Genomic DNA, 24,371 nt, shown 5'->3' with positions numbered 1-24,371 from the left:
GAGGGCCTTAGTTCGCTGACGGCCTCCGCGAATCTCAGGGCGTAAAGCCGGGCTCGCGCTCCGCTTCCGCACGACGTCGCTCCAGCCGTTGCTCAACCGTCAGCTGATCGAGCTCCCGCCGGCGCACGAGCTCACCATCCTGATTGCGCACCCAGTGCCGCCCTGCGCCATCGCGGAACTCAACTTCGAGTACGACGTCCTCGGCGAGCGCGCCACAGTTCGGCACCCGTCTGATCGCCAGCGACCGAGGGTGGGCCTCCGGCGGGAGGATCGCGTGGAACCAAGCACCGCGGAGATCCGACTCATCTCCTCCGTCGGCCTCCCTGACCCACGAGGTATCGAAGTAGCGAACGACCACGTCGTAGATCGCCGAAGTCGAGTCGTTCATGACGTAGATGTGCCGCCGCTCGACAAGGTCGTCTTGCACTGCGCCGAACTCGCCCGGGTCGTCAGGAAGCGGTCGTCCGTTGCGCAGCTCTACCCACTGACGCTCCCATGCGCTGACCTGTGCTGCCTGAGCCTTCTCCTCGAACGCAAGTCGCTCACGACGTTCCTCGCTGGCGCGCCGCGCCTCGTCGCGTCCGGTTCGTATCGCCCAGAACAGCGCCGCTACGGTCGCCGCAGCGATCAAGAGTTGGATGACGAGGTTGCCCCAGTCATAACCCTGCGGGTTCACGACCGCTATCGGAATCGGGGAGGGGGCAGCGATCCATGACTGCTCGTCCCACAACGTCGTGATGGCCATGAGTCACAGAATATCCAGCCAGTTCTGTGGTGAGAGCGACCGCAGCAGCGCCACCAGCGCTCAGAGAGCTGGCGTGAGCCTTCGTGCGGAGGTCTGAGCCTTTCGCGGAACTGCGCCACCTCGATCCGACCTGCCAAGCTCGTGGCAGCGATCGGACGAGTCGCGGGCGATAGCATCTCTGGCCAAGAGGGCTGGGGGTTCGAGTCCCTCCAGGCGCACGTCGAGCGAAGGCCCGGCACCGAGACGGTGCCGGGCCTTCGTCGTACCCGAGCGCTCGCAGTCTCCCGACGCGGAGAGGCCGTTCGCACCCGGGCCGCCCGCCGTCAGAACAGGTTCCGGGGGTCCAGCGATCCGGCGAGGTCGCTGAGCTGCTGGGCGATGCCGGAGACACCCTCAGTGACGCCTGCGAGGCCGTCGAGCGGGGCGCCGAGGGCGTCTGTCGCGGCTCCTGTCGCCTGCTCGGCGATGCCGGCCGTGTCGAGTGAGGTCAGCGACTCGAGGTCGACGCCGATCGCCGTGGCCTGCGCCAGGAGCGGTGCGGCCACTCCTCCCAGGACGGCGGCGCCCGCCACCGAGGCGAGGAGACCTCCGGCGACGCCGGCGGTCCCCGCGACGGCGGCGGTGGTGGCGATGCCGCGCGCCGGGCCGCCGAGGATCCGGTGCACGAGGCCGGGCTCTCTCGCTTCTGACCGGGCGGCCGCCCGGGCCAGCTCGCCGGCCGCCGGGGACGCGGGCTGCTCGGACGGGGGCAGCGCGTCGCGCATGCGCAGGAGCACCTCGTCGCGTTGTGCGGGGGTGAGGCGGGCGAACGCCTCGGCGTGCACCTGCTCGATCTGGTCCGGAGTCGCGGTGCGCATCAGGTAGTCGTACCGGGCCACCGCGGCCGCGTCGTCGGGCGCCGGAGCCGGCCGGCTCGGCCCGGGGGCGGGTGTCTGTCCGGAACGGGCGCGCACGGCGGCTGCTGCCGCGGAGGTCAGGGTCGCGCGCAGGGACGCCTCGCCCCCGCCCGGTGCCTGGGGCGGGCGGCCCGTGCTCTGGCTCTGGCTCTGGCTCTCGAGCACGGTGCGTGCCAGGCCGATCAGCCGGTTCAGTCGTGCCATGGGGTGCTCCTTCGTGGGCTCGGGTCGTCAGGCCGCGTCGGCGGGAGCCGGCTCGGGCTCGGGCTGGTGCCGGCGGAAGGGTGCCGTCAGCGTCGGCACGATGTGGCGCCGCTGGATCACGAGGATCACCGCGGCGATCGCGAGGTAGACCCCGGACAGGATGAACCGGCCGTGCGTCGAGGTGAGCGGGAACTGCACGACGAACAGCGCGAGCAGCGCCCACGCGGACCAGCGGTGGAACCGCAGCCCCAGCAGGATCGCGATGCCCATGAGCGTCTGGGCGGCGGTCAGGAGCATCTCCTCGGTCTGGCGGGTGTCCAGCACGAGGGAGGCGGAGCCGCCGCCGGCCAGGTAGGCGATGGGCAGCGAGCCCACCAGCAGGGTCCACTGGTTGATCTTCGAGGAGATCAGGGTCGCGATCGCGGCGGTGCCCTTGCCGCGCCAGGCGAACAGCACGGCGATGATGAACTCGGGCGCCTCGGAGGCGAGCGGCGCGAGCCACTGCACGAGCAGGAACTCGTCGATGCCGAGGCTGGTCCCGGAGGCGACCAGGGCCTCGGCGAACGGCTCGGCGCACAGCAGGATGATGGTCGCCGCGAGCACGAACAGGGCGATGACCGTGGCGCGGCGCTTGCGTCGGGGCAGCGCGCCGATCGCGGCGGCGGTGCCGATCAGGTCGGGCTCCTCAGCCTCGCCCCGGGTGAGCTTGTACAGGTAGAACCCGAACCAGGCGATCATCACGACGCCGAACACCAGGTGGATGTGCCCGGTGGCCGGGATGATGAAAGCGACCACGCCGGCGATGAGCAGGAAGCCGAGCTCCATGCGGTTCTCGGGGTCGAGGGCGAGCGCGGTCGCGGGCTTCTTGCTCACCCGGCCGGCGACGTAGAGCGACACCAGGACGACCAGCGGCCAGCCGAGGCCGAGCAGCAGCCGGTTCGAGCCGGTCATGTTGGCGGCGGCGTACTGGACGTAGGCCGGGTCGCTGCCCGCGGTGTACGCGTAGTACAGGTCCACGGCGTACTCGGGCAGCACGGCGATCAGCGCGAGCACGGCGATCGCGAACCCGCCGGACACGTCGACCTGGGCGGCCTCGGCGGCCCACGCGAGCACGAACGACGCGGCCACGACCGCGGCGCCGAAGATCACCAGCTCCAGCACGGGAGCCGGGGACGCACCCGAGAACCGGGTGATCAGCGCCGGGACCATGATCACGCCGGCGATCGCCAGCGAACGGATCAGGACCCGGGGGGACGGGGGCGGCACCAGGGGTGCTGCTGGGGTGGTGAGCGTCTGCTCGTCAGGGGCGGGCACGGCGGCTCCTCGGGCACGGGCCGAGCCCGCTCGCGCCGGGGGGGGCGCGACGACCTCGACCAGCGGACATCGGCTGGTCGAAGGTCTCGTCCACCACGGCTGACGTGGCGAGGTGACCGGGCGCAGACGCCAGCATGTCGACCACCTCTACCGGCACGCATCAGCGCCGGTCGGGCTACTCCCCTTCGCAATGAGGACAGTAGAGGACCAATGTCACGAATGTGAACCCATCAATACGTGACGCCGATCTAGGAATCTATTTGTTTGGATCTTCTGCATCCGGATCTTCGAGGGCTCGAACACTGATGATCAGGAGCCCGCGCTCCCGGTCCATGAAGGTTTGCTGAAGGGACCGCCGCGCGGGCGCCGATCTGGCGACGCGACGCCTACCGTCATCAGATCCGGACGTTCAGTCCGGGAGCCGCGCGGATGCCGAGTCCTGCCGCCGTCCGGCCCGTCGACGTCGCGTGGCAGGAGCGGGGGACCCAGGTTCCACGGGCGCTCAGGCGCCCTCGGGGTGAAGCCGATCCACGAGACCGGCCGGACGGCTCCGTCCGAACCCGACAGCTCACCTCGCAGGCGACCAGGAGCTCCGCATGCCCACACACCTGCGTGCCCCCTCGCGTCATCGCAACCCCGGTCGCGCTCGTACGCCGCTCACCGACGCCGGCACGAACGCCCGGGCGACCGCTGTCGTCTGGGGTCGGCGCACCGGCGCGGTCGTTGCTACCTCGGGACTCGCCGTCTCTCTCTCCACCGTCCCCGCCTCGGCCGCACCCTCGCCGAGCCGGGCTGCCGAATCGATCGACGTGCGAGCCCTGGATGCGGCGCGGGCCCTGGCCACCGCCGCACCGTCGGCGGTCGCGCCGGCGGAGGCCACCTGGTCGTTCGACGTCCCGGCCGCGACCGCGATCCTCCCGCCCCCTCCGCCGCCCGTTATCGAGGAGCCGCCCGCCCGGTCGACCGACGGAGCCGCATCGCGCGGCAGCCAGCGCGACGAGGCTGCCGAGCCGGCCGAGACCGCGCCGATCGGCGCACCGCCTCCGGCGTCCGCGAACGGCAGCGCCGTCGTCGAGGTCGCGTCGGGCCTGGTCGGCGTCCCGTACGTGTACGGCGGCACGACCCCGTCCGGCTTCGACTGCTCGGGGTTCACGTCATACGTCTACGCCCAGGTCGGGATCGCGATCCCGCGGACCTCGACTGCGCAGCGGGACGCCGGCACGGTCGTGCCCCGGGATCAGGCGCAGCCGGGTGACCTGATCTGGTCGCCGGGTCACATCGCGATCTACGCCGGCGGGAACCTCCAGGTCGACGCCCCCGTTCCGGGCAAGTCCGTGCAGATCCGCGAGATCTGGCAGTCCGATCCGCTGTTCATCCGGATCGGCTGACCGGCGTGCCCCTCGGAGACCTCAGCACGCTGCTCGTGTGGGGAGCGGTGACGGCGTACACCATCGCCCTGGTGGCGTACTCCGCCGCGCTCGCCCGGGTCGCCGACGCCTCGGCCCGCTCGCAGCGCCGTCTCGCAGCGGTCGGGGCCGGAGCCGGGGGCGCTGACGCGCCTGCCTCGCAGGACCCGGCACCGTCTGTGCCGGGCGGGCGGGCGGCCGGCATCGCGCGGTCGACGGCGACCGTGGCGACCGCGCTGCTGCTGGCCGGTGTGGCGCTGCGCGGGGTGGCGGCGGGCAGGTGGCCGACCGCGAACATGTACGAGTTCACGATCTTCGGGATCCTCGTGGCCGCGCTGGTGTTCCTCGGGGTGCGGCGCACGCGCACGGTTCCCTTCGTCGGGGTGCTGGTCACCGGCATCGCCGTGCTGGCGTTGATCGTGGCGCAGAACTCGTTCTACCTGCGGGCGGACGCGGTGCAGCCGGCGTTGCAGAGCTACTGGCTGGTGATCCACGTGAGCATCGCGGTCGTGGCGACCGGGATCTTCACGGTCGCGTTCGCGACGTCGGTGCTGCAGGTCCTGCAGGACGCCCGCGAGTCGGGACGGTCGCGGCTGGACCGCCCGTGGCGCGCGGGCGACGAGCTGCGGCGTTCGCTGCGAAGGTGGCGGATCACCGGGCCGGCGTGGTCGTGGCTGCGCACGGTGCCGACCGCGGTCCGGCTCGAGGCGTTGTCGTTCCGGCTGAACGCGATCGCGTTCGTGCTGTGGACGCTCACGCTGATCGGTGGGGCGATCTGGGCCGAGCAGGCGTGGGGCCGGTACTGGGGCTGGGACCCCAAGGAGGTCGCGACCTTCGTCGCCTGGGTGGTGTACGCGGCGTACCTGCACGCGCGGACCACGCGGGGTTGGCAGGGGCGACGCGCAGCCTTCCTGGTGTACGTCGGGTATGCCGTCGTGATCGCGAACTTCACGGTGGTGAACCTGTTCATCAACGGCAAGCACTCCTACTCGGGCATCTGACGCGTGCGCCGCCCGCTGCTGCCACCGCGTCGCGGTCCACGCGAGGGTCGCGCCGTGCCGGACCGGCGTCGGCTCCCGCAGGACGACCGTTCTGCGATCGTCCTGATCGTCGTGGCGCTCGTCGCGGGCGGCGCCCTGACCCTCACCGGCGTCCTGACGAGCAGCCTCGCTTCGACGGCCGCTGGGGTCGTCGTGCTGTTCGTCTGCTCGACCGGGACGCGGATCTGGTACCTGCGCCGTCGACGGTGACGGTCGGGGCCGTGCTCCCGGTGCTAGTCGCGCGAGCGGGGCGGGCGGTCGCGCCGGTGCAGGACGGCCGAGGGCGCGGCCGCGATCGCGGCCATGCCGAGGCCGACGAGCGCCCACCGCAGGTCGAACGGCAGCCGATCGGCCGCCGCGGGCGCGGTCTCGGGCGTGGGCTCGGTGGTCGGCACAATTCTGCCGGGGTCGGCGCTCTCGGTCGCCGCGGGCGAAGGGGGCACCTCGACCGCCCGCGACCTGTCGGCGGGCAGGACGGACAGCACCAGGAGCAGACCCGTGGCAGCGAGCGAACCCGCCGCCCGCAGGTGGGTCCGGGCGTCTCGTCTCAGCGCGGCGGGCACAGGTCGCCTCCCGAGGTCGTGGTGCCGCCCCGGGGAGGGATCTCCCCGACGGCGGGTGCGCGGGCGCTGTCGGTCTCGGGCACCGGCGGCCTTCAGGAGCCCGTCACCGCGGCGCGGCGCTGGAAGATCAGCACCGCGTTGCCCTGGTACCGCGGGAGCACGAGCCGGCCCATGGAGAGGTCCCGGACGTAGGTGAACCCGGTCTGGCGCCGGTAGTCGAACCAGTTCCCGCTGCCGGTCTCGCGGGTGCTGCCGATGACGATGTAGGTCTGGACGCTCGGGGTACGGAACACCTCGCGCTCGAACGCGTTGCCGACGGGAGGCCAGGAGCACACCACGACCTGGGGGCGGCGGGCGCGCAGGGCTGCGACGGCGTCCTGGCGGACGACGTCGTCGGGGTAGTCGATGGATCGTGCCCAGCTGTGGTTGTCGGTCGCGACGACGTCGACACCTCGCTGGCGCAGGAACCGGCTGAGCGTCCCGTCGCCGGCGGCGATCTCGAGGGTCTCGCGCGAGCCGATCAGCTTCGCGAGCCTGCGCACGAGGGCCGCCGAGTAGAAGCAGTACACCCCGCGCGGGCGGACCAGGGGCATGACGTACCGGCGTTGGCGCGCGAGCGGCCACAGCAGCGTGTACGCGAGCGTCGAGACGGGCTTGCGCTCCAGCCCGCGCCGGAAGAACAGCCGCTGCAGGATCTGACCGTTGAGCCGGTCGAACGCGATCTCGGACCGGTCGACGCCGGCCTCGGCCGTGAACGCGGCACGTTGGACGGCGTGCAGGAGCATCTGCCGGCGGACCTCGTCGGCGACCAGGTCGTCCTTCCTGCGGCGGTGGTCGGGCGATCCGACCCTGGGGGCGCTCAGCTCCGCGACCAGGGCGTGCAGCGCGGTCTCACCGTCCTCCGCGGCGGCGGACAGGCGCGTCTGCACGTCCTCCCACTCGTGGGGGAACACCCGGCGCAGCTCGTCGAGCGTCGGTTCGGTGTCGAGCCAACGCAGGACGTCGGGACGGCGCCCGTCTCGGCTCACAGGACCTCCAGGCTCGCCGCGGTTGTGCCCTTGCAGCATCGCCGCCGCCTGCGCGGGATCGGTGCGAGAAGCACCCGTTCGCCGATGAAGGTCTGCTGAAGGTTCGGGCGCCCCTCGTCACACGACGGGCTGAAAGATCAGGATCAGGCCCTGGAGGCTCTGCGCCCACCGGCCCCACAGGCCGGTGACCAGGGCGATCCCGATCAGCACCAGCATGGTTCCTCCCACGACGGAGATGGCGCGGCGTCGACGGCGCACGATGTCGAGCAGGCGGCTGCTGCGCTGGAGCCCGAGAGCGAGGAGCACGAACGGCAGGCCCAGCCCGAGGGCGTAGGCGGCGGACAGCACGGCGCCCCGGGCGGGTGACCCGCCGTCGAGGGACAGGGCCATCACGGCGGCGAGCGTGGGGCCGATGCACGGGGTCCAGCCGAGCCCGAACGTCACGCCGAGCACGGGGGCGCCCCACAGCGTCGCCGGCGGACGGCGGTGCACCCGGACCTCGCGCTGGAGGAACGGCACGCCGCCGAGGAACGCGACGCCCATGACGATCACGACCACGCCGAGTGCCCGGGTGATCGGGTCCTGCCAGCGCAGCAGCGCCCCGCCGAGCGACCCCGCGAGGGCACCGAGCGCGACGAACACCAGGGCGAACCCGAGCACGAACAGCGCGACACCGAGAGTGAGCCGGCCGCGCCCGGGGGCCGGCGGGGCCGGTCTGCGCCCTGCGACCGCGCGGGCCGGCTGCACGGTCTGCGCGGTCAGCCCGCTGAGGAATCCGAGGTAGCCGGGGACGAGCGGCAGGACGCAGGGTGAGGCGAACGACACCGCGCCGGCGACCAGCGAGACGAGCAGGGCGAGCAGCAGGGGGCCGGAGAACGCGGTGGTCGCGAACGCGGACCCGACGTCGGCTGCGGCCGCGAGGGTAGCGGGGGCCGTCACGCGGGCGCCGGGGTGGGTGCCGGTGCGGCGAGTGCGCGGTCGGCGCCGGTGCGCGGTCCCGGGGTGGTGACGCGGGCGGCTCGGATCCCGTTGAGGATGACCACGACCTCGGCGACCTCGTGCACGAGGACGACGCCTGCCAGGCCCAGCGTGCCGGTCAGGGCCAAGGGGAACAGCGCGATGATGATGAGCAGCGCGAGGCCGATGTTGCCGGTCATGATGCGTCGCCCGCGTCGGGCGTGGGTGATGGCGCGGGGCAGCAGCCGCAGGTCGTTGCCGGTGAACGCGACGTCGGCGGACTCGACCGCGGCGGCGGTGCCGGTCGCGCCCATCGCGATGCCGACGTCCGCGGCGGCCAGCGCGGGTGCGTCGTTCACGCCGTCGCCGACCATCGCGGTGCCGGGACCCAGTTCGAGGACCGCGGTGGCCTTATCCTCGGGTCGCTGCTCGGCGCGCACGTCCTGGATGCCTGCGGCTGCGGCGAGGGCGTGCGCGGTGCGGCTGTTGTCGCCGGTGAGCATGGTGGTCCGCAGTCCGGCGGCGTGCAGCGCGGCGACGGCCTCGGCGGCCTCCGGGCGCAGCTCGTCGCGGATCCCGATCACGCCGACGGTGCGTGCGTCGGCGCGCACGACGACGGTGGTCATGCCGGCGGTCTCCATGGCGTCCAGGGCACCGGTGAGGGACCCCGCTTCGAGCCAGCGGGTGGAGCCGACCTGCACGCGCACACCACCGACGGTCCCGGTGATCCCGTGCCCGGGCTCCTCGACGACGTCCTCGCCCGTCCCTGCGCCGGGCGACGCGGTGAGCAGGGCGCGGGCCAGCGGGTGCGCGCTGCGTGCCTCGACGGCGGCCGCCCAGGCCAGCACCTGCTCGGGGGTGGTGCCCTCGACGGTCCGGGTGTCCACCACCTCGGGCCGGTTCACGGTCAGGGTGCCGGTCTTGTCCAGCGCGACCGTGCGCAGGGCACCCAGCTGCTCGAACGCCTCGCCGGACTTGATCGCGACGCCGAACCTGCTCGCCGATCCGATCGCGGAGATCACCGTGACGGGCACGGCGATCGCCAGCGCGCACGGGGAAGCGGCCACGAGCACGACCAGCGCGCGGTCGATCCAGACCGACGGGTCGCCCAGCAGCGAACCGAGCACAGCAACACCGGCGGCGACCACCAGGACCGCGGGGACCAGGGGCTTGGCGATGCGGTCAGCCAGCCGCGCCCGCTCGCCCTTGCGGGCGTGCGCCTCCTCGACGAGCCGCACGATGGTCGTGAGCGAGTTGTCCCGGCCGTCGGCGGTCGCCTCGAGCTCGAGCGCGCCGGTGCCGTTGACCGCGCCGGCCGGGACGGCGTCGCCAGGCCCGACCTCGACGGGGATGGACTCACCGGTGACTGCCGAGGTGTCCACCGCGCTGCGCCCGGTCACGACCACGGCGTCGGTCGCGACCCGCTCGCCCGGGCGCACCACCAGCACATCGAGCTCGCGGACGTCCTGGGCAGGCACGACGACCTCGCCGGCCAGGCGGGAGAGGCGGGCGGTCTGCGGCATGAGCGTCAGCAGCGCCCGCAGGCCGTGCTTGGCGCGGTCCATGGCCCGGTCCTCGAGGGCCTCGGCGATGGAGAAGAGGAACGCGAGTGCCGCGGCCTCGGCGACGTGCCCCAGGACCACGGCGCCGGTAGCCGCGATGGTCATCAGCAGGCCGACCCCGAGCCGCCGGCGTCGGAGTCGACGCAGGGCACCGGGTACGAACGTCCAGGCCCCGGCGGCCAGCCCGAGCGCGAACGCCACGGTGCTGGCCACCGGCCCGGCGCCCGACCAGTCGAGGGCGTATCCGGTGAGCAGCAGCACGCCGGAGGCAGCGGGCAGCCGCAGCGCGGGGTCGCGCCACCAGGCGACGAACTGGTCCTCGTCCGCGTCGAGGGGTGGGGCGTCGTGGTCGCAGCAGTCGTCCGGCTCGGGGCGCGGGGGCGTGCTGCTCGCGGGGCGCACGCCGATGGACAGGCCAGGTCGCGGCGCGTCGTCCTCCGGTCCGCAGCACTCCCGGCTCATGCGCGCACCTCGATCCGGTCGTCGCCGATTACCCGCGCGGCCGGCCCGGGGTCGCAGTCCGCGCAGCATCCCGGTACGTCGCACGTGTCGTTCGCGCACGGCGTGCCGTCGTCGACGGCGAGGACCACCTCGACGAGGGCGGTCAGCGCGTGCGCGAGGTGCGCGTCGGCGATCGCGTACCTCGTGCGGCGCCCCTCGGTCTCGGCGAGCACGAGCCCGCAACCCCGGAGGCACGCGAGGTGGTTCGAGACGTTCGAGCGCGTCATCCCCAGGACGTCCGCGAGCTCGGCGGGGTAGGCCGGGCCGTCGGTGAGAGCGGCCAGGATCCGCGCGCGGCTGGGGTCGGCCATGGCCCGGCCCAGGCGGGTGAAGACGTCGATGCGCGAGGAACTGGTCAGCACGGGCTGAACAGTACAGCCCTCGCTGTATCGACGAGAAGGGCGATCCGGCGGTCGGCTCACGGTAGGAGGGTCGACCAGTACGACCAGAACCGCTGGACCGCGAGCAGGGTGATCGCGAGGTACCAGACGGTGAGGATGGTCGAGCGGTAGTCCACCGCGACGGCGAGCGCCGACCGGGCGGGTCGCGGCAGGGACAGCTGCCAGCGCTGGAGGTTGCGCAGCGTGACCGACAAGAACAGCGGGATCATGACGGCCCACACGACCAGGCAGTACGGGCACAGGGCACCGATCCGGTAGAGGCTCTGGAACGCCAGCCAGTGCACGAAGACCGCGCCGAAGGTCACGCCGGCCTGCAGGCCGAGCCAGAACCACTCCCCGAGGCGGGCGCCGCTGAGCATGCTCGCACCCGCGGTCAGGACCACGGTGAAGCCCACGACGCCGATCAGCGGGTTGGGGAACCCGAACACCGACGCCTGGTCCGACGCCATCACCGAGGTGCAGGACAGGATCGGGTTCAGCGTGCAGCTCGGGACGTGGGTGGGGTCCTCGAGGATCGCGAACCGCTCGAGGAGCAGGGCGATCGCCGCGGCGAGCCCGATGGCGGCCAGGGCGGTCACCGCGATCGCGCGCCGCCGTTCGGCCGCACGGGGCTCGAACAGCACGGTGCCGGGCGTCGTGGCGACCGCGGTCACGCGCTGCCCGACGCGTCGAGGGCGCGGTCCAGGGCGTCGGTCAGGTCCTGGACGCTGCTCAGCTCGAGGCGCTCACCGTCGAGGTAGAACGTCGGGGTGCCCTGCACGCCGAGCGCCTGCCCGTCGTCGAGATCCTGCTGCACCCGCTCCTGGGTCGAGGGGTCCGCGATCGCGTCGTCGTAGGTGTCCAGGTCGAGCCCGAGGTCCTCGGCGAACGAGCGGAACAGGTCCGCCTGCGAGGTCTGCTGCTCGCCCCACTCGGCCTGGGTCTCGAACATCCGGTGGTACATGTCCTCGACCTGGCCCTGCTGCGCGGCGGCCTCGACGGCCAGCGCCGCGTTCATGGCGTTGGCGTGGCTCGCGATCGGGAAGTAGCGGATGACGTAGTTGATCCGACCGGCGTACTGCTCGCGGATCTGCTCCACGACGGGGTAGAAGGCGCCGCACGCCTCGCACTCGAAGTCCATGAACTCGACCAGCGTCGGTGCGTCCGGGCCCGCCTCGTCCAGCACGTGCGAGTCGGTGCGGGTCGCGGGCAGCGCGCCGTCCTGCTGCTCCGGTGCCAGCCCGCGCGGCCCGGTGGCGAGCGCGTAGACCAGCACGCCGGTGGTGGCGATGACTACCAGCGCGCCCGCGATCAGCGCGCTGCGCATGCGCGGGCTCAGCGGTGTCGGGGCGTTCGCGGCGGCGGCGTCGGTCCTCATGGCATCGCACGCTAGGCGAGCCCGTGGTGCCCATCCGCCGACCGAGATTGAGATTCGATGAAGACTCCCGATGGTCCTGGTCGGAGACCGCCCCTAGCCCGTAGCATCGCCACGTGACGATGACATCCCCGGTGGTCGATAATGAGAACGACGCCCGTTCCGCGGACGACGCCGCGCTCACGGCCCCGACCGCCGCGCTGTTCCGGGCGCTGGGGGAGCCGGCGCGGCTGACGATGCTGCGGCACCTGTTCACGGGGGAGCACTCGGTGCGCGAGCTCACCGACCACCTCGGCCTCGCTCAGTCCACGGTGAGCGTGCACCTGGCGTGCTTGCGGGACTGCGGGCTGGTGACGGTGCGGCAGCGGGGGCGGTCCTCGATCTACGCGATCGCCGACCCCGGCCGGCTGGCGACGCTGGTCGGCGCGGCGGAGGACCTGCTGCACGGCGGCTCGAGCCCCGACTCCTGCGCGCACCTGACGGGGGGCGAGCGGTGAGCCACGGCCACGACCACGCGCCCGCGGGGGCCGGCGCCCTCGCCGACCACCGGCGCCGGCTCGCGATCGCCTTCGGCCTGACCTCGACCGTGCTGGTCGCCCAGGCCGTGGGCGCGGTGCTCACGGGCAGCCTCGCGCTGCTCGTGGACACCGCGCACATGCTGACCGACGCCGCCGGGCTGGCGATGGCGCTGGTCGCCGCGCACCTGGCGCTGAAGCCCGCGACCTCGCGGCGGACCTGGGGCTACCGCCGCGCGGAGGTGCTGGGCGCCCTGGCGCAGTCCGCGGTGCTGCTGGCCGTCGGCGGGTACGTGCTGGTCGAGGGCGTCCGGCGGCTGTTCGCGCCGCCCGAGGTGCCCTCGACCGAGCTGATCGTGTTCGGCGTCATCGGCCTGGTCGCGAACGTGGCGGCGATCGCGGTGCTGGCGGGCGGCCGGAAGGCGAACTTCAACCTGCGCGCGGCGTTCCTCGAGGTCCTGAACGACGCGCTCGGCTCGGTCGGCGTGATCGCCGCGGCGATCGTGATCGCGACCACGGGCTGGTACCAGGCCGACGCCGTCGCGGGCCTGCTCATCGGGGCGCTGATCGTCCCCCGGGCGTTCAAACTGCTGCGGGAGACGAGCGCGGTGCTGCTGGAGTCCACCCCGGCGGGGCTCGACCTGGACGCGGTGCGGGAGCACCTGCTCGGCGTCGAGCACGTGCGCGCGGTGCACGACCTGCACGCGACGCTCGTCGCGACCGGCCTGCCGGTCGTCACCGCGCACATCACGGTCGACGATGAGTGCTTCTCCGACGGGCACACGGCCCGCATCCTCGACCAGCTGCAGTCCTGCCTTGCCACGCACTTCCCGATCTCAGTCGAGCACTCGACGTTCCAGATCGAGCCCGCGTCGCACCGCACGCACGAGCACCTGGGGCACGCGTGAGCCTCCGGACCGCGCCTGCACTCCCGCCGGTGGCCGTCGCCGCGGCCGCCGGCGCGCTCCAGCTCGCGGTCTCCCGGCGCACGAGGCCCACGCCCGGCTCGCTCGCCGCGGCCGCGCTCCCCGCCGCCGCGGCGGCCTGCCTGCTCGGCGACGCCCTGGTCCGGTTCCGGCGCGCCCGCACGACCGTCGACCCCACCGCCCCGGCGGCGGCCAGCGTCCTGGTGGTCTCCGGCGCCAACCGGGTCAGCCGGAACCCCATGTACCTGGGCATGGCCGCCGCGCTGCTCGCGCACGCCGTTGCCCGCCGGTCCGCCGTCGCGCTGGTACCGGTCGCCGGGTTCGTCGGGGTGCTGATCACCGGGCAGATCGCCGCCGAGGAGATGGCGCTCGACGCGCGGTTCGGCGAGCAGTACGCGCGGTACCGCGCCGAGGTGCCGCGCTGGGCGGACCTGCGCTCGGTACGAGCGCTCGTCGCGGCTGCCCGCGCGGTGAAGTTCCGATGAAGGCCGAGGTGGATCGCTGCCGCCTTGGCACGGATCGGGAACCGGCGCGTGCGACGGTGGACCATGCCCACTGAGACGGACCGCGTGCGCGTCCTGGTCGTCGAGGACGAGAGCGTGCTCGCCGCCGTCATCGGCGACTACCTGCGCGCCGACGGGTACGACGTGGCCGTGGTCGGCGACGGGGCCCGCGCGCTGGAGGCGGCCCGGTCGATCGCCCCGCACGTCGTCGTCCTCGACCTCGGGCTGCCCACGGTCGACGGCATCGAGGTCTGCCGGCAGCTGCGGGAGTTCTCCGACGCCTACGTCGTGATGCTCACCGCCCGCGCCGATGAGACCGAGGTGCTGCAGGGGCTGCGCTCAGGGGCGGACGACTACATGACCAAGCCGTTCCGGCCGCGTGAGCTCCTCGCGCGGGTCCGCACGCTGCTGCGTCGCGCCCGCACCCCCGGGCCGCTCGCCCCACCCACCCGCGAGGTGGGCGCCCTGGTGGTGGACCTGCGCAGCCGCGAGGTGACGCTGGCGGGGGCCCTGATCGATCTGACGCCGACCGAGTTCGACCTGCTGGCGTGCCTGCTCGACAACGCCGGGACCGCCATGACCCGGCGGGCGCTGATCGAGGCGCTGCGCGGGGAGAACTGGTTCGGCGACGAGAGCCTGATCGACGTGCACGTGCTGCATCTGCGCCGCAAGCTCGGCGACGACGCCGCCACCCAGCGGTTCGTGCGGACCGTGCGCGGCATCGGCTACCAGCTGGGCGACGGATGAGCCGCGCGCCCTGGCGCCGGTGGGGCGTCGCCCTCCGGCTGAGCGTCGCGCTCTGGGCGGTCATCGTGGTCACCGTCGCGACCGCCGGCGCGGTCGCGTGGGTGATCGGGCCGGGGATCTTCCACGAGAACCTGCTCCAGCACAACGAGGACGCGTCCGACGACGCGACCGAGCACGCCGAGGCCGCGTTCGGCACGGCCGGGAGCGTCTCGCTCGCGGCTGCCCTGCTGCTGGCCCTCCTCGTGTCGTCGGCCCTGAGCATCTGGATCGCCGGCCGGGTGACCCGCTCGCTGCAGCCGATCGTCACCGCGGCCGGGAGCGTGGCCCGTGGGGTGTACGACCGCCGGGTCCCGGTGCCGGGTCTGGGCGCCGAGTTCGACGACGTCGCGACCGCGATGAACGCGATGTCCGAGCGTCTCGAGCACGTCGACGGCACCCGCCGCCGGCTCCTGGCGGACCTGGCGCACGAGATGCGCACGCCGCTGGCGACCTTGACCGTGTACGTCGACTCGATCGAGGACGGACTGCGGGATCCGGACGCGGCGACGCTGCAGGTGCTGCGCGACCAGGTCGACCGCCTCAGCCGGCTCGCCGAGGACGTCTCGGCGGTCTCGCTGGCCGAGGAGCGACGCCTGCCCCTGCGGCTCGCCGACGCCGCACCCGAGGACCTGGTGCGGGCGGCGGCCGCGGCCGCGAACCCCGCGTTCGCCGCCAAGGGCGTCTACCTGCAGGTCGACGCCGCGGTCCGGGTCCCCGCCGTCAGCGTCGACCGTGACCGGATCGGGCAGGTCCTGGCGAATCTCCTCGACAACGCGCTGCGGCACAGCGACCGCGGGGCCGCCGTCGTCGTGCGCGTGCGCGCCGAGCGCGACGCCGTGGCCATCGCGGTGCACGACACCGGGGACGGCATCGCTGCGGAGCACCTGTCCCACGTGTTCGACCGGTTCTACCGCGCCGACACCGCCCGGGACCGCGACCACGGCGGGTCAGGGATCGGGCTGACCGTGAGCAAGGCATTCGCCGAGGCCCACGACGGCTCGCTGGACGCCGCCAGCCCCGGCACCGGGCAGGGCGCGACGTTCACCCTCCGACTCCCGGTCCGACGCAGCCGCAGCGCCGCGGCGAGCCCCAGATGAAGGAACGCTGAAGGCGCGCCCGCGCCCCGGTCGCACAGTGGCCGCCCCGACCTACGGTGGTCGCGCCCTCGTGCCCCACGACAGGAATCCCGCATGCGCCCCGCCCTCCGTCCCGTCCGCGCCTGGAGGCGCCTGATCGCCACGCTGGTCGCCGCCGCCGTGCTGGTCTCGGTCGCCCCGGTCACCGGGTCCGCCGACGACCTGGACGACCGGCGCCGGGCCGCGCAGGAACGCGCGGACGCCGCGCAGCAGCGCTCCGACGACCTGCAGGCGTCGGTCGAGGGGCTTTCCGCCGAGCTCGCCCAGGCGGTCAGCGACCTCGCGGCGACTGAGGCCCGGCTCCCGGCCGCGCAGGCCGAGCTGAAGGCCGCGCAGGACGAGCTGGCCGGTGCCGAGCGCGGGGCGGCGCTCGTCCAGGCCCGGCTCACGGACGCCATCGAGCAGCAGGAGCGCATCACCGCGCAGGTCGCCGAGTCCGCCACCCGCGGCGAGGAGGTGCGGGCCAGCGTCGGGCAGCTGGCGCGCCAGGCGTACCAGAACGGCGGCGAGGTGTCCCCCCTCGCCGTGGTCCTGGACGCCCAGGACCTGGACGACTTCAACCGCCGCTACCAGGCTGCCGCCGCCGCTCAACGGGCTCAGTCGGAGATGGTCGACGAGCTGGCGCGGCTCGCCGGGGAAGCTCGCCAGGCCGAGGCCCGGCTCGTCGCGGTCACCGACCGCATCGCCGACCTCAAGGTGGAGGCGGACGAGGAGGTCGCCGTCGCGGACCAGGCCCGAGCAGCAGCGGCCACCCGCGAGCAGGAGATCGAGCAGCTGATCACCGATCAGCGAGCGAGCCAGCAGCGGCTGGCCGGCATGAAGGCGCAGGCCGAGGCCGAGCAGGCGCAGGCGGAGCGTGAACGCGGCGCGCTGGAGAGCGAGCTCGCGGGGATCATCGCCGAGCAGCGCCGGCAGGCCGAGGCCGCGGCGGCGGCGAACCAGCCCGCGGCGCCCGGTCCCGCAGCCCCTCCTCCGCCCTCGTCGGGGTCCGGGGCGATCTTCGCCAACCCCACCTCGATCAACCCGATGTACGTCACCTCGAACTACGGCATGCGGCTGCACCCGATCCTGGGCTACACCCGCCTGCACGCCGGGATCGACCTGCGCACCTATTGCAACACCCCGCTCTACGCCCCCCGCGACGCGACCGTGCAGTGGGCGCAGTGGCGCAACGGGTTCGGCAACCAGGTGATGCTCAACTACGGCACCGTGAACGGGCAGCCCATGATGAGCAGCTCAAACCACATGACCCGGTCCGTCGTCTCCGCGGGCCAGCAGGTCCGCCAGGGCGACCTCATCGGCTACTCCGGCAACACCGGGCTGTCCGGGGCGTGCCACCTGCACTTCGAGGTCTACGTCAACGGCTCCACCGTCGACCCGGCACCGCTGCTGGGGAGGTGAACGGGGTGCGCGGCACATGCCGCGCCGCGGGGCTGATCGCGACCGCGGTGCTGGCCCTCGCCGCCTGCAGCCCGTCGTCGACGACGGGCGCGACCGTCCCCGGCCAGGGGTACGTCTCCGGCGACGGCAGCGTGCAGACGTGGGAGCGCGACGAGCGGGGCGAGCCTGTGGCGGTCACCGGCACGACCTACCAGGGCGACCAGGTCGACACCGCGGACTGGGCCGGCGATGTCGTCGTGCTCAACACCTGGTACGCAGCCTGCCCGCCGTGCCGCGTTGAGGCGCCGACCCTCGCGGCGCTCGCTCGAGACCGCGCGGACGAGGGAGTGCGGCTGCTGGGGATCAACGTCGAGGACGCCGCCGGCGCGGCACTGGCGTTCGAGCGCACCTTCGACATCCCGTACCCGTCGATCGACGACTCGACCGGCACCGCGGTGAGCGCCCTGTCAGGGACCGTGCCCCTGCAGGCTGTCCCCACCACCGTCGTCCTCGACCGTCAGGGGCGCGTCGCCGCCCGTATCGTCGGGCTCGCCGAAGACTCCACCCTGGACGCCGTGGTCGGTGACGTCGTCGACGAAGCCGGTGCGCCGTGAGACCAGCAGGCGACGCGTGATGTTGCCCGCCGACTTCTCCGGCCCGGCCCTGATCCCGACCGCGCCCCCGAGCCTGGCGACCTATCTCGCGCCGTGGATCCAGCCGGTCCCGGTGCTGCCGGTGGTCGCCGTCCTGCTCGGCGCCGCCTACGTGGTGGGCGTCGCCCGGCGTCACAGGCGGGGCCGGCGGTGGCCCTTCAGCCGGACGCTGGCGTTCCTGGGCGGTTGCGTCGTGCTGCTGGTCGTCACCGGGGCCGGTGTCGAGGGGTACGGGTACGAGATGTTCTCCGTGTTCATGTTCCAGCAGCTCACGCTCATGATGTTCGTCGCGCCCCTGCTGGTGCTCGGCCGCCCGGGCACGCTGCTGCTGCACACGGCTCCGCACCGCGGGCCGGGGCGGGTGCTCCTGGTCTCAGCGCGCCGTGCGCTGCGGTCACCGGTCGCGGCCGCAGCCCTGCATCCGGCGGTCACCGTGCCGCTGTTCCTGCTCGCCTTCTACGGCCTGTACCTGACCGACGCTGCCGGCCTGGTCCTGTCCTCGTGGGTCGGCCACACCGCGCTCGAGGTCGCCCTGCTCGTGGCGGGCGTGCTGTTCGCGGCACCGGTGCTCTCGCGCGACCCGCTGCCGAGACGCCAGGGGCACGCGGGTCGCGCGCTGGACGTCGCGGTCGAGATGCCCCTGCACGCGTTCTTCGGCGTCGTGCTCATGATGGCGACCACACCCGTCGTCGCCGCGTTCGGGCACCCGCCCGCGGGCTGGGGCGTCGACCTGGTCGCCGACCAGCAGACCGCAGGCGCGCTGGCCTGGTCCTACGGCGAGCTGCCCACCCTGATCGTGCTGCTGATCGTGCTGTCGCGCTGGCACCGCGAGGAGACGGTCAGCACGGCGCTGCGCGACCGTCGCGCCGACCGGGACGGCGACGCCGAGCTCGACGCCTACAACGTCTACCTGGCGGGGCTCGCCGAGCGCGACCGTCGCCCCACCTGACGCCCACCCGTCCCGCCGGGTCCGCGTTTCGAACCACCTCCACCAGCATCCGCACCACCCGAGAGGTCCGACATGTCCCACGCCCCCGCGCCGAACCGGCGACGGTCCTTGCTGTCCCGCCTGCTGCTCGTCCCGGTGCTGGCCACCGGTGCCCTGGCCCTGTCCGTGGCCCCTGCGTCGGCGCACTCCGGCATGACCGGGTCGGACCCCGCGGACGGCGCCACCGTCGACGTCGCGCCCGACGCCGTCACACTGACCTTCAACGAACCGCCGCAGGCGCTCGGCACGGAGGTCGCCGTCGTCGGGCCCGACGGGACGACCGTGAGCGAGGGTGCGACGACGGTCGCCGACACTGCCGTCATCCAGACCCTCGCCGCGGCGCGACCGGCAGGCGCCTACGTCATCCAGTGGCGGGTCACGTCCGCTGATGGGCACCCGCTGTCCGGCGAGCTCACGTTCACGGCCGCGACCGACACCGGGGTGGAAGAGACGGCCGGCGGATCGACCCACCCGGAGCCGGGGCCGATCGAGGAGACCACCGTTCCGAGCACCGAGGAGACCGTCGACTCCGCCGCGGCGCCGAGCGAGGCTCAGGAGGAGCAGGTCACTTGGCGGTGGGGACCGACATCGATCGGGGTCCTCATCGCGATCGCCGCAGCGGTCGGCGTGCTCGTCTTCGTAGCTCTGCGTCTGCGGCGGCGGAACCTCGGGGCGTCGAACGACGATCACGAGCGCCGCGAGCCGTGACGTCGAGCCGGGCTTAGCCGGATCTTCATCAGCAGGCGCTCACCGATAGCCGCCTACCGGACGATCCAGTCGCTGCACGACACGAGGTGCGAACCAGCGAGGAGGGGCGGATGCCCGAACAACGGATCGTCGGGTCCAGCAACAAGATCGGTGGCCAGCGCTCGTCGTCGACCCACACAGAGCCGGAGCCCGCGCCTGTACCGAAGAAGCGAGGCAGGCGTGGGCTGGTGGTCGTCGGGGCGCTTGTTGTTGCGGCCGGAGCCGGCTGGTTCCTGCTTCGGCCCGGTGCAGCGTCGGAGGCCGAGCCAATGAAGGTCGAGCTCGGTACCGTCCAGGCGGTTGAGCCGATCAGCATCAACCTTGCGGGCGGTCGCTACCTGCGTCTCGGGCTAGGACTACAGCTGACCGCCGAGGTCGCCGAGGACGTGGACACGGTCAAGGCGCTCGACCTCGCGATTGCGCTGTTCTCGCAGCGGCCCGTCGAGGAGATCAGCACGCCTGAGGGCAGGAATGCGCTCAAGCGCGAGCTCGCCGCTCAGCTGACCGAGGTGTACGAGGGCGAAGTCGTCGACGTCTACTTCAGCAACTTCGTCTATCAGTAACCATGGAGGACGCCCGGCCACGGATCTTCATCGAACCTCAACCGGCGGCGGCCGAACTCGGGATCCCAGGCGCTTACGTTGGACGCACCCCGTGGCGGCCCTCTCGATGGATCCGAGCGCTCGGCCGCCACGGGGACCACCGCACCCCGCCCTCGTGCGCATGAGCCGCGCGGGACCAGCCCGTCGTGCTCCCGGCCGCGACGGCGAACGCACGCGCTCGCCGGTCACGACTCCGTGGTGGGTGCGGTGTCGCACGATCGCGACCTGAGCCTCGACGACGCGGTGGCGATCGCGACTGCCTGGACCTGCCGCGCAAGGTGCTCGGCACGAAGGTACTGGTGCATAAGTCGAGGTGGGGCGAACAGCTGCAGCGCAAAGCAGCGCACTGCCGAGCGGGTGCTCGGGCACGTCTACTACGTGTCCACCTCGGCGGCGTCGGTCGAAAGGGGCTGAGCGACGAGACGTAGACCAAGGTCGCGGCGGACTAGGTGTACTCGGCCATCACGTTGGTGACAGTCGGCTGATCGGCGGTCGTCCGCCGAGTGCGATGTGTGGTCTGCGAGTGTTGTAGTGCTCGAGCCAGGGAGCAAGAGCGGCGGCGCGGTCGTCGTTGCTGGTGAAGATCTGCCGGTAGGCCCACTCGGTCGCCAGGGTCCGGTTGAGTCGTTCGACCTTGCCGTTCTGCCAGGGGCAGTGCGGCTTGATGAACACCTGGCGGGCGCCGAGCGCGGCCACGACGGCGCGCAGGTCGCCCGAGTACCTGTAGGCGTAGGCGTTGTCGGTCATGACCCGCTCGATGCGCTCGATGCCGCAGCCGCCGAAGTAGGCCGCGCCGCGCGCCAGGAAGCCCGCGCAGGTCGGGCCCTTCTCGTCGGGCAGGATCTCGCAGTAGGCCAGCCGGGAGCAGTCATCGATCAGGGCGTGCACGTAGTCGTAGCCGATCGGGGTCTTGTCCACGCGTGACTGGTGGTTGGCCAGGGTCCAGCCGCCGCCAGCGCGCCAGCCACCACCGGGCGGGATGCGGCCGATCTTCTTGACGTCCATGTGGACCAGCTCGCCGGGTCGTTCGCGTTCGTAGCGCAGCGTGGTCAGGCGGGTGGCTCGGATCGGTTGGCCGGTCAGCGGGTCGCAGTCGGCCAGGTGCGGGACTCGATGACGGGCCAGGATCCGCGAGACCGTGCGGGCCGGGACGCCGGTCTGCTCGGCCAGCCAGGCAGGCCCTCGACGGTGGGCGCGGCGCGCGAGGACTACCACCAGCTCGATCTCGGGATCGGTGCGGGTCGGTGAGCGGTGCGGGCGTGAGGACCTGTCGGCCAGCCCTGCCGGTCCCTCGCTGCGGAACCGATTGACCCACCGGTGGGCGCACTGGCGAGAGACGCCGAGTTCCTTGGCGACGTGGGCGACCGGGCGATGGCCCTCGATCACCCGCCGGACCAGCAGAGCTCGGCCATGGACAGTCAGACGCGCATTACCGTGAGACACGAGAACCTCCGGCGGGACGTGGGCCTTCGACAAGCCACACCCCAGCCGGAGGTTCTCCTCACGTCAACGGTCCCGCACCGTCATCAACGTCCCGGCCGAGTACAACTAGGTCGCGGCGATGCGGCTCGCCGACAAGGGTGTCGACTGAGCGTGGTGCCGGTCGTTGACGAGTTGCACGTGGTCTCGGCGAACGGCAACGACCAGGTGCACGTCGTGCTGAACCTGGTGCGCGAGGGAGGGGCGAGGGCTGACCTGCTCCGCGACTGGGCCCGGTCGTAGCGGATCATGAACGATGTCGAGCACCGCTACGGCTGACGGTCACCGAGACCCCGAAGTGGGAGGGCAAGGGACTGGGCGCGAACACGCGTGGCGAGATCGCCAGTGCCGAGCGCGAGCGGATGCCGGCTGCGGCGCGCGACGAGCTGAGGCTGCGGGTCAGCGCAGTCACCGTGGCGTCGAACGACGAGCGCGAGTTCCTCGACGGGCCGCGCGACGCGCGCGTGCCGGATGCACCGGCTTGGACGGTGCGGTGGAAGGGCCGCGAGGTCGCCGACCGGGTTAGGGCGCTTCGCGCCAGAGCCGGCGATCGCGGCGGTGCCAAAGCTTGACGAGTGGATGAGCGCTCGCCAGGCACATGTCGCGGCTGCAGGCATCGCCCGCCGGCGGGGGCGCGCCCGCACTTTTCATCGAACCTCAACCGGTTCCGGTGGATCGGGGTGTTCCGGCCTGCTTACGTTGAGGAGACCCCGCGGCGGCGTCCCACGGACCCAGGCACTGCCGCCGCGGGGGCCACTCACCCCCTCTCTCGTCCCGGGAGTCGTGCCACCCGTGTCCTCCTCGCTCCTGCTGGACGTGCCGAGCCCGCGGGTGGCTCTGGCGACGGAGGGGCGGACCCGGCCGGTGCTGCGGGTCGTCGTGGCCGGCTGGGGTGGCGCGCTCACCGCCGCGGCGTTCCCTGACCTCGGGTGGTGGCCGCTCGCGTTCGTCGGCATCACGGCCCTCGTGCTCGTCTCCCGCGGCCGTGGGGCGTTCGTCACCGCGCTGCTGTGGTCGGTGTGGGGTGCCGCCTTCTTCGTCCCGCACGTGGTCTGGGCATCCGAGGCCGCAGGGCCGGTCGCCTGGATCGCGCTGGCGGTGCTGCAGGCGCTGGTCGTCGCGGTCGTCGGGGCCGCGTGGTCGTTCGCTTCACGGGCGCCGTGGCTGCGGGGGCGACCGACGCTGCTGGGTCTGACGTTTGCGTCCGTGTGGGTCGCCGGCGAGCAGCTGCGGTCGGTCGTCCCGTTCGGCGGCTTCCCCTGGGGGCGGCTCGCGTTCTCCCAGGTGGACGGCCCGCTGCTCGCCCTAGCGTCGGTCGCCGGAGCGCCGGGGGTCTCGTTCGTGGTCGCCCTGGTCGGCTACGCCCTCGCAGCACCGTTCGACACGACCCGTGCACGGGTCCGGGCGCTGACGCCGCTCGCGCTCCTCGCCGGGCTCGCGCTCGCCGCCGGCCCGTTGATCCCGCTGCCCTCGCGGGCGGAGAGCGGCGTGATCGCCGTCGGGGTGGTCCAGGGCGACGTCCCGGATGACGGCGCACCCGACCGGGCGCGCCGGGTCCTGGACAACCACGTCGCCGGGACCCGGGACCTCGCCGCGGCCGGTACGCAGCTCGACGTCGTCGTGTGGCCGGAGAACGCCACTGACGTCGACCCCCGGACCGATGTCCAGACCCGCGCCGCGGTGCAGGACGCGGCCGACGCGGTGGGCGTCCCGGTGCTGGTCGGAGCGATGCGGTACCGGCCGGACGCGCGGTTCAACGACGTCCTGGTCTGGGACCCCGAGCGGGGCTTCCTCTCGTCCTATACCAAGCAGCGTCCGGCGCCGTTCGGTGAGTACGTGCCGCTGCGCTCGTTCGTCCGGCTGTTCTCCTCCGAGGTTGACCGGGTCCCGGTGGACATGGTGGCGGGGGAGGAGCCTGCGGTCCTTCGCGTTCCCGTCGACCGGCTGGGCCGCGACGTCCCGGTGGCGACCGTGATCTGCTTCGAGGTCGCGTACGACGACGTGGTGCGCGACGCCGTCCGGCGCGGGGCCGAGCTGCTCGTGGTCCCGACGAACAACGCTTCGTTCGGACGCACCGCGCAGTCGACGCAGCAGCTCGCGATGTCCCGGCTGCGTGCGGTCGAGCACGGCCGCGCCACGATCCAGGCGTCCACCGTCGGCGTCAGTGCGATCGTCGCCCCCGACGGCACCGTGCTGGACCGCACCGCGCTGTTCACCGCCGACACCCAGTCTGCGCGTCTTCCACTGCGCACGACGCTCACCCTTGCCGATCGCCTCAGCAACGCCCCCATGACCATTGCGGTGGTCCTCGCGCTCGGCGCGCTCGGTGCCGGCTTGCAGGCACCTGCCGGCGCACCCCGATCCCGAGGGCGCGACACCAAGGAAGGACCGACGTGAACCCCGCCCCCCGCCAGCGAGACCATGAACCCGCACACGACGAGGCCCTGCTGAACCGGAACACGATCCTGGCGTTGTCGATCGTCGCCGTCATCGCCGTCGCAGTCGTGGTCGTTGTGATCGTCGTGTCGTCCGGCGCCGGTAGCCGCCCCAAGGACGACACCACCAGTGCAGCACGCCCGCCTTCGGTCGCTGGGCTGCTGTTCGACCAGGCGATAGCGGTATGACCGTGGGCGGTGGCCCGCTAGACACACCGGCGGCGGCGAAGCCCCGCTCCGCCAACACCGT

27 protein-coding genes and 1 riboswitch are annotated in these 24,371 nt (G+C 72.9%); of the genes, 16 read left to right on the top strand and 11 right to left on the bottom strand.

Annotated elements, in window-relative coordinates; translation table 11 throughout:
- Window positions 1-34: 34 nt before the first annotated feature.
- The 3 genes from HNR08_RS08180 to HNR08_RS08170 all read right to left on the bottom strand — a co-directional run bounded on the left by HNR08_RS08180 (window position 35) and on the right by HNR08_RS08170 (window position 3,159).
- On the bottom strand, window positions 35-745 hold the full coding sequence (locus HNR08_RS08180) for a hypothetical protein (RefSeq protein WP_146837666.1): 711 nt from the start codon (window positions 743-745) through the stop codon (window positions 35-37).
- Window positions 746-1,068: 323 nt separating this feature from the next.
- Entirely contained in the window at window positions 1,069-1,845 is a 777-nt protein-coding gene (locus HNR08_RS08175; protein WP_146837663.1) for a cation-transporting ATPase, read from the bottom strand.
- A 27-nt stretch (window positions 1,846-1,872) separates the two neighbouring features.
- A complete protein-coding gene (locus HNR08_RS08170) occupies window positions 1,873-3,159 on the bottom strand; it encodes a sodium:proton exchanger (protein ID WP_246803062.1) in 1,287 nt (428 codons plus the stop codon).
- A gap of 455 nt (window positions 3,160-3,614) precedes the next feature.
- Window positions 3,615-3,749: riboswitch (cyclic di-AMP (ydaO/yuaA leader) on the top strand.
- A 219-nt stretch (window positions 3,750-3,968) separates the two neighbouring features.
- On the opposite strand from HNR08_RS08170, the gene HNR08_RS08165 reads away from it, so the two are divergent.
- The 3 genes from HNR08_RS08165 to HNR08_RS08155 are packed head-to-tail and all read left to right on the top strand — an operon-like array spanning window position 3,969 to window position 5,815.
- Window positions 3,969-4,547: a C40 family peptidase gene (locus tag HNR08_RS08165; RefSeq protein WP_307724257.1), complete on the top strand. Its 579-nt coding sequence runs from the start codon at window positions 3,969-3,971 to the stop codon at window positions 4,545-4,547.
- 5 nt (window positions 4,548-4,552) lie between these two features.
- A complete protein-coding gene (gene ccsB / locus HNR08_RS08160) occupies window positions 4,553-5,566 on the top strand; it encodes a c-type cytochrome biogenesis protein CcsB (protein ID WP_146837658.1) in 1,014 nt (337 codons plus the stop codon).
- A 54-nt stretch (window positions 5,567-5,620) separates the two neighbouring features.
- Complete coding sequence (locus HNR08_RS08155) at window positions 5,621-5,815, top strand: hypothetical protein (protein WP_146837655.1); 195 nt, start codon at window positions 5,621-5,623, stop codon at window positions 5,813-5,815.
- Window positions 5,816-5,838: 23 nt separating this feature from the next.
- Here the strand turns inward: HNR08_RS08155 and HNR08_RS08150 are convergent, their stop codons facing one another.
- The 7 genes from HNR08_RS08150 to HNR08_RS08120 all read right to left on the bottom strand — a co-directional run bounded on the left by HNR08_RS08150 (window position 5,839) and on the right by HNR08_RS08120 (window position 11,974).
- Window positions 5,839-6,168, bottom strand: a complete 330-nt coding sequence (locus tag HNR08_RS08150) for a hypothetical protein (protein WP_146837652.1) — start codon at window positions 6,166-6,168, stop codon at window positions 5,839-5,841.
- Window positions 6,169-6,260: 92 nt separating this feature from the next.
- Window positions 6,261-7,196 (bottom strand): class I SAM-dependent methyltransferase, encoded by a 936-nt coding sequence (locus HNR08_RS08145; protein WP_146837649.1) that lies wholly within the window; start codon window positions 7,194-7,196, stop codon window positions 6,261-6,263.
- A 117-nt stretch (window positions 7,197-7,313) separates the two neighbouring features.
- Entirely contained in the window at window positions 7,314-8,135 is an 822-nt protein-coding gene (locus HNR08_RS08140) for a cytochrome c biogenesis CcdA family protein (RefSeq protein ID WP_146837646.1), read from the bottom strand.
- Window positions 8,132-10,177 (bottom strand): heavy metal translocating P-type ATPase, encoded by a 2,046-nt coding sequence (locus HNR08_RS08135; protein ID WP_146837643.1) that lies wholly within the window; start codon window positions 10,175-10,177, stop codon window positions 8,132-8,134. Before HNR08_RS08135 ends, HNR08_RS08140 begins: the two co-directional genes overlap by 4 nt.
- Complete coding sequence (gene cmtR / locus HNR08_RS08130; RefSeq protein ID WP_146837640.1) at window positions 10,174-10,578, bottom strand: Cd(II)/Pb(II)-sensing metalloregulatory transcriptional regulator CmtR; 405 nt, start codon at window positions 10,576-10,578, stop codon at window positions 10,174-10,176. Before cmtR ends, HNR08_RS08135 begins: the two co-directional genes overlap by 4 nt.
- A 56-nt stretch (window positions 10,579-10,634) precedes the next feature.
- Entirely contained in the window at window positions 10,635-11,270 is a 636-nt protein-coding gene (locus tag HNR08_RS08125; protein ID WP_146837637.1) for a vitamin K epoxide reductase family protein, read from the bottom strand.
- Window positions 11,267-11,974: a DsbA family protein gene (locus tag HNR08_RS08120; RefSeq protein ID WP_246803061.1), complete on the bottom strand. Its 708-nt coding sequence runs from the start codon at window positions 11,972-11,974 to the stop codon at window positions 11,267-11,269. The genes HNR08_RS08125 and HNR08_RS08120 overlap by 4 nt, the downstream gene beginning before the upstream one ends.
- Window positions 11,975-12,093: 119 nt before the next feature.
- On the opposite strand from HNR08_RS08120, the gene HNR08_RS08115 reads away from it, so the two are divergent.
- From HNR08_RS08115 to HNR08_RS08070, 10 genes are all read left to right on the top strand, one after another.
- Window positions 12,094-12,468: an ArsR/SmtB family transcription factor gene (locus HNR08_RS08115; RefSeq protein WP_146837745.1), complete on the top strand. Its 375-nt coding sequence runs from the start codon at window positions 12,094-12,096 to the stop codon at window positions 12,466-12,468.
- Complete coding sequence (locus HNR08_RS08110) at window positions 12,465-13,394, top strand: cation diffusion facilitator family transporter (protein ID WP_146837634.1); 930 nt, start codon at window positions 12,465-12,467, stop codon at window positions 13,392-13,394. Before HNR08_RS08115 ends, HNR08_RS08110 begins: the two co-directional genes overlap by 4 nt.
- A gap of 29 nt (window positions 13,395-13,423) precedes the next feature.
- Window positions 13,424-13,897, top strand: coding sequence for a methyltransferase family protein (locus tag HNR08_RS22640; protein WP_221286328.1), 474 nt, complete (start codon window positions 13,424-13,426; stop codon window positions 13,895-13,897).
- 63 nt (window positions 13,898-13,960) lie between these two features.
- Window positions 13,961-14,662, top strand: a complete 702-nt coding sequence (locus tag HNR08_RS08100; protein ID WP_183834938.1) for a response regulator transcription factor — start codon at window positions 13,961-13,963, stop codon at window positions 14,660-14,662.
- Complete coding sequence (locus HNR08_RS08095; RefSeq protein ID WP_146837628.1) at window positions 14,659-15,798, top strand: sensor histidine kinase; 1,140 nt, start codon at window positions 14,659-14,661, stop codon at window positions 15,796-15,798. Before HNR08_RS08100 ends, HNR08_RS08095 begins: the two co-directional genes overlap by 4 nt.
- A gap of 93 nt (window positions 15,799-15,891) precedes the next feature.
- The gene (locus HNR08_RS08090) at window positions 15,892-17,238 is read left to right on the top strand and encodes a M23 family metallopeptidase (RefSeq protein ID WP_146837625.1); all 1,347 of its coding nucleotides are present in this window, start codon (window positions 15,892-15,894) and stop codon (window positions 17,236-17,238) included.
- A gap of 5 nt (window positions 17,239-17,243) precedes the next feature.
- On the top strand, window positions 17,244-17,831 hold the full coding sequence (locus HNR08_RS08085; RefSeq protein WP_146837622.1) for a TlpA family protein disulfide reductase: 588 nt from the start codon (window positions 17,244-17,246) through the stop codon (window positions 17,829-17,831).
- Between the two features lie 19 nt (window positions 17,832-17,850).
- The gene (locus tag HNR08_RS08080) at window positions 17,851-18,819 is read left to right on the top strand and encodes a cytochrome c oxidase assembly protein (RefSeq protein ID WP_146837741.1); all 969 of its coding nucleotides are present in this window, start codon (window positions 17,851-17,853) and stop codon (window positions 18,817-18,819) included.
- Between the two features lie 72 nt (window positions 18,820-18,891).
- Window positions 18,892-19,566 carry a copper resistance CopC family protein gene (locus HNR08_RS08075; RefSeq protein ID WP_146837619.1) on the top strand — a complete coding sequence of 225 codons (675 nt, stop codon included), beginning with the start codon at window positions 18,892-18,894 and terminating at the stop codon, window positions 19,564-19,566.
- 110 nt (window positions 19,567-19,676) lie between these two features.
- Window positions 19,677-20,168 (top strand): flagellar basal body-associated FliL family protein, encoded by a 492-nt coding sequence (locus HNR08_RS08070; protein ID WP_146837615.1) that lies wholly within the window; start codon window positions 19,677-19,679, stop codon window positions 20,166-20,168.
- Between the two features lie 501 nt (window positions 20,169-20,669).
- Here the strand turns inward: HNR08_RS08070 and HNR08_RS08065 are convergent.
- Complete coding sequence (locus HNR08_RS08065; protein WP_146840922.1) at window positions 20,670-21,650, bottom strand: IS481 family transposase; 981 nt, start codon at window positions 21,648-21,650, stop codon at window positions 20,670-20,672.
- Window positions 21,651-21,803: 153 nt separating this feature from the next.
- Between HNR08_RS08065 and HNR08_RS22290 the strand changes: the two genes are divergently transcribed.
- The 3 genes from HNR08_RS22290 (at window position 21,804) to HNR08_RS08055 (ending at window position 24,310) form a co-directional block, all read left to right on the top strand.
- Window positions 21,804-21,929 carry a hypothetical protein gene (locus HNR08_RS22290; RefSeq protein ID WP_276509389.1) on the top strand — a complete coding sequence of 42 codons (126 nt, stop codon included), beginning with the start codon at window positions 21,804-21,806 and terminating at the stop codon, window positions 21,927-21,929.
- A 549-nt stretch (window positions 21,930-22,478) separates the two neighbouring features.
- Window positions 22,479-24,083, top strand: a complete 1,605-nt coding sequence (gene lnt, locus HNR08_RS08060) for an apolipoprotein N-acyltransferase (protein WP_338075793.1) — start codon at window positions 22,479-22,481, stop codon at window positions 24,081-24,083.
- Window positions 24,080-24,310 (top strand): hypothetical protein, encoded by a 231-nt coding sequence (locus HNR08_RS08055; protein WP_146840929.1) that lies wholly within the window; start codon window positions 24,080-24,082, stop codon window positions 24,308-24,310. The genes lnt and HNR08_RS08055 overlap by 4 nt, the downstream gene beginning before the upstream one ends.
- The last annotated feature ends 61 nt before the right edge of the window (window positions 24,311-24,371 follow it).

This window comes from Cellulomonas hominis, from assembly GCF_014201095.1.
GTDB classification, from domain to species: domain Bacteria; phylum Actinomycetota; class Actinomycetes; order Actinomycetales; family Cellulomonadaceae; genus Cellulomonas; species Cellulomonas hominis.
Note: the sequence above shows the minus strand (reverse complement) of the source record. Positions and strands in the feature narration are given on the sequence as shown.